This is a genomic window from Desulfovulcanus sp., from assembly GCF_982781345.1.
The window spans coordinates 1-3841 of sequence record NZ_CEYAEZ010000096.1 but is presented as its reverse complement, the minus strand read 5'-3'; the positions used below and the strand labels follow the sequence as shown (position 1 = coordinate 3841).

The 3841-nt window shown below is 47.1% G+C and carries 4 protein-coding genes; all 4 read right to left on the bottom strand.

What is annotated here, in order from left to right; translation table 11 throughout:
- Window positions 1-129: 129 nt before the first annotated feature.
- A complete protein-coding gene (locus tag AC3WVG_RS11105; protein ID WP_488798184.1) occupies window positions 130-633 on the bottom strand; it encodes a DUF456 domain-containing protein in 504 nt (167 codons plus the stop codon).
- A gap of 103 nt (window positions 634-736) precedes the next feature.
- Window positions 737-1225, bottom strand: a complete 489-nt coding sequence (gene purE, locus AC3WVG_RS11100) for a 5-(carboxyamino)imidazole ribonucleotide mutase (RefSeq protein ID WP_488798183.1) — start codon at window positions 1223-1225, stop codon at window positions 737-739.
- Window positions 1225-2523 (bottom strand): phenylacetate--CoA ligase family protein, encoded by a 1299-nt coding sequence (locus tag AC3WVG_RS11095; protein WP_488798182.1) that lies wholly within the window; start codon window positions 2521-2523, stop codon window positions 1225-1227. Before AC3WVG_RS11095 ends, purE begins: the two co-directional genes overlap by 1 nt.
- Before the next feature lie 106 nt (window positions 2524-2629).
- The coding region (dnaB, locus tag AC3WVG_RS11090) for a replicative DNA helicase (RefSeq protein WP_488798181.1) at window positions 2630-3841 on the bottom strand (1212 nt) is incomplete at its 5' end.

Below are 3841 nucleotides of genomic sequence, written 5' to 3'. Positions count from 1 at the left end.
TTTAGATGGGTCCAAGTCTTTGTACCAGCATGAAAGAAACCAAGACTAGAATAAACCATGAAAATTAATTGATAAAAAGGTTCGGCCACAGGCTCTAAAGTTATAGGGGGCACGGGGCACCCCGTGCCCCTACGGCCACACCTTGGGCACAGACAAAGATAAAATCCCAATGCCAATGCCAAGTTTAGCAACAACACCAAATACTTTGCCCCACATTGCTCCAAAGGCCGCTTTTCTGGCCTCCGGGGTTGGGCGGCCCTGCAACTTTTCTAACAAAAAACAACCTATATAGGCTCCCAAAAAAGCGCCTGCTAAGGCTCCAAAGCCCAGCAAAAACGGAGCCAGGAAAATAGAGCCCAGTATTGCACCGAGCATCGCACCCCAATTGCCCTTGCTTGTCCCCCCGTATTTTTTGGCCCCCCAAACGCTTGCACCAAATTCAATACCTTCACCAACCAAGGCCAGGGCAATCAAGAGAGCAAAAAACAACCACCCGGCATTTAGCTCCGGATGTGTCCACTTCCAAATGGCAAACAACCCGATAATGGCCCAGTTTCCAGGCAGGCCAAAAAAATTAAGGGCCAAGCATAAAATCAAAAGAATGGTAAACAATCCAGCAAATAATTCAGCCATTATTTTTTGAGTTCCAAGTTCTAAGTTCTAAATTCCGGGGTGAATAATTTGAGTGCGGTTTCTTCTCTTCTCCCCGCCCCCAACTTCTTATCTTCCCAACTTCCTATTTTCCAATCTCTTCCGCGGCCCTTTCCACCTCTTCCTGCATTTTTTGCCGAAAGGCCTTGAGCTTTTCAGAAAGAGAGGCATCATTAAGTGCCAGAATCTGTGCAGCCATCCAGGCGGCATTTTTGGCTCCGGCTTTGTCTATGGCGACAGTGCCCACGGGGAATCCAGGGGGCATTTGCACTGTGGACAGAAGAGCATCAAATCCTCCCATACTGGAAGCTGAAATAGGAATACCGATTACAGGCCGTATGGTCCTGGCAGCAACTGCCCCTGCCAAATGAGCAGCCATGCCGGCAGCACAGATGAAAACCTGACAGCCCTTGTCCTCCATTTCCTTGATCAGGCTTTCGGTTCTTTCAGGAGTTCTGTGAGCAGAAGTTATGGTCATCTCATACTCAATGCCCAGATCAGCCAACACTTCAGCACAGGGCTTAACTTTATCCAGGTCAGATTTACTTCCCATAAAAATTGCTACCTTAGGCATTATTTACCTCCCCTTAAATCAACAACTCTTTTTGCTTTTCCTTCTGTTTTAGGCAAAGAATTAGACTCCACCAATTCAACGCGCGGGGTGATCAATATCTCGTCCTTGAGTTTATGGGCTATTTTTCGCTGCAATTCTTTCAGTGCTCGCATATCCTCTACAAAATATTCCTCGCGAATCTCCACTTTAACCCGCATTTGGTCCAAGTAGCCTTCCTTTATCAGTTCGATAAGGTAATTTTGCCCAACCTCAGGCATAGACATAAGCACCTTTTCCACCTGCATGGGGTAAATATTCACCCCTTTGAGAATAATCATATCGTCAGAACGGCCTAAAATGCGATCTATGCGCCTGTGTTCACGACCACAGGGACATTTACCAGGAATAAACCTGGTCAGGTCCTTGGTCCGATAGCGAATTATTGGCATGCCTTCGCGGGTTAGAGTAGTCAGCACCAGTTCACCAACTTCACCTTCTGGTACTGGCTCCAAAGTCTCAGGATCTACAATCTCCGGCAAATAAGCATCTTCCCAGACATGCATGCCTTCCTGGCATTCACATTCAAAGGCCACGCCCGGGCCGTTCATCTCAGACAACCCATAGGAATTATAAGCTTTAACTCCATAAATATCTTCGATACGCTGTCGGATCTCTTCTGTGTGGGGCTCAGCGCCAATAAGCAAAATGCGCAAATAAAGACTTTTGGGATCAACGTCCATTTCATCAAAAACAGTGCTTAAATGGAGAGCATAAGAAGGAATAATGTGTGCAACCGTGACCTTAAAATCCTTGAGCAGCTTGATCTGACGCTTGCTGTTTCCGGCCCCAGCCGGGATGGTCAGGCATCCCAAGCGTTCAGCTCCATAATGAATGCCCAAGCCTCCGGTAAACAGGCCATATCCGCTTATGTTCTGGAAGACATCGGTATCTCTGACCCCGACCATATGCATGCATCTGGCCACCAAATCCGCCCAGGTATTCAAATCGTTCCGGGTATGGACAATAACTGTGGGTGCACCTGTTGTCCCGGATGAAGCGTGCAGCCTGACCAGTTTATCCACAGGCACAGTCAAAAGGCCATAAGGATATTGAGAGCGCAGGTCTTCCTTGGTGGTAAAAGGCAACTTTCCTACATCCTGGACTGAATTTATATCCCCCACCCTAACTCCGGCATAAGCCAACTTGTTCCGGTAAAAAGATGATTTTGTGCATTGAAAGACTGTATTCTTAAGCCTTACCCCTTGCAACCTGTCCAATTCCTGCCGGGTCAATAGCTCCTCTTTGTGCAGAAACTCCATATTCTCTCTCCTTTAAACCTTCCAAAACGAAAAAGGACCAAAGTCTGATGTTTTTCAAAGGTATAAGCTGCACCTATTTCGGGACTTAGTGCTAGACCGTATTAACTTAAGAGTTCTCTGAAGGAACGGGGATATCAGTCAAATTTTCAAAGGCCGTATACCGGTTGAGATAAGCAAGTTCGACTACCCCTATAGGCCCGTTTCTCTGCTTACCAATAATGATTTCAGCCCTACCCTTTTTGGGATTGTCTTCTTTTTTATTGTATACTTCATCCCGGTAAAGAAAGAGTATTAAATCTGCATCCTGCTCAATTGCGCCTGATTCTCTCAGGTCTGAAAGCATAGGCCTTTTATTGGTCCTCTCTTCTACTTTACGGTTAAGCTGAGACAGGGCCACCACGGGCACGTTCATCTCTTTGGCTAATGCCTTCAATGCCCTGGAAATTTCTGATATTTCCTGCTCCCTGGAATCAATACGGCGGCTGGCACGCATGAGCTGCAAATAATCCACAATGACCATGCCCAAATCCTTTTCTGATTTAAGCCGCCGGCACCTGGCACGCATCTCCATGGTGGTCAAAGCCGGGGTATCGTCAATATATATAGGGGCTCGAGACAAGGCGTCAGCAGCCTGATACAGTCTGCTCCAATCTTCGTCATTCAAAAACCCGGTACGCAGATTCTTCAGGTCCACCTTGCCCCAGGAACAGAGCATACGCATCATGAGTTGCTCCATGGACATTTCCAAGGAAAAGATGGCTATAGGCACATCATGAAGCACTGCTGAACGCATACCCACATTCAGGGCAAAGGCTGTCTTACCCATGCTCGGACGGCCAGCAATGATTATCAGGTCTGTGGGCTGAAAACCTGCGGTAATTTCATCCAGGTGGTAATAACCTGTAGGCACCCCTGTAACCAGTTCTCTCCTGTCTACCCGCTTTTCCAGGAGCTCAAAGACCTCGCCCACCAACTCTTTGCTGGATCTAAACACCGGCTTGGTTTTAGATTCGGTAATGGTGAAAATCTGTTGCTCTGACTTGTCCAGAAGATCTTCTACGTCTTGCCCTGGTTCAAAGCTTTGGGAAATAATGTTTGAGGCCGTCTCGATAAGTTTTCTTCGGATGGACTTTTCTTTGACAATGCGGGCGTAAAAAATGGCATTCGAACTGGCAGCAACGGAGTCGGTCAGTGAGGCCAGATACACTGCCCCGCCTACTGCATCAAGCTTGCCTTTTTTCTCCAGGTCTTCTGATACAGTAACCAGGTCAATGGGGATATTCTGGCGATAAAGGTCTAAAAAGGACTGATAAATTAT

Excerpts from the sequence above, each read along its gene's own strand:
- AC3WVG_RS11105 (WP_488798184.1), bottom strand. The coding sequence starts at position 633 with ATGGCTGAATTATTTGCTGGATTGTTTACCATTCTTTTGATTTTATGC.
- purE (WP_488798183.1), bottom strand. The coding sequence starts at position 1,225 with ATGCCTAAGGTAGCAATTTTTATGGGAAGTAAATCTGACCTGGATAAA.
- AC3WVG_RS11095 (WP_488798182.1), bottom strand. The coding sequence starts at position 2,523 with ATGGAGTTTCTGCACAAAGAGGAGCTATTGACCCGGCAGGAATTGGAC.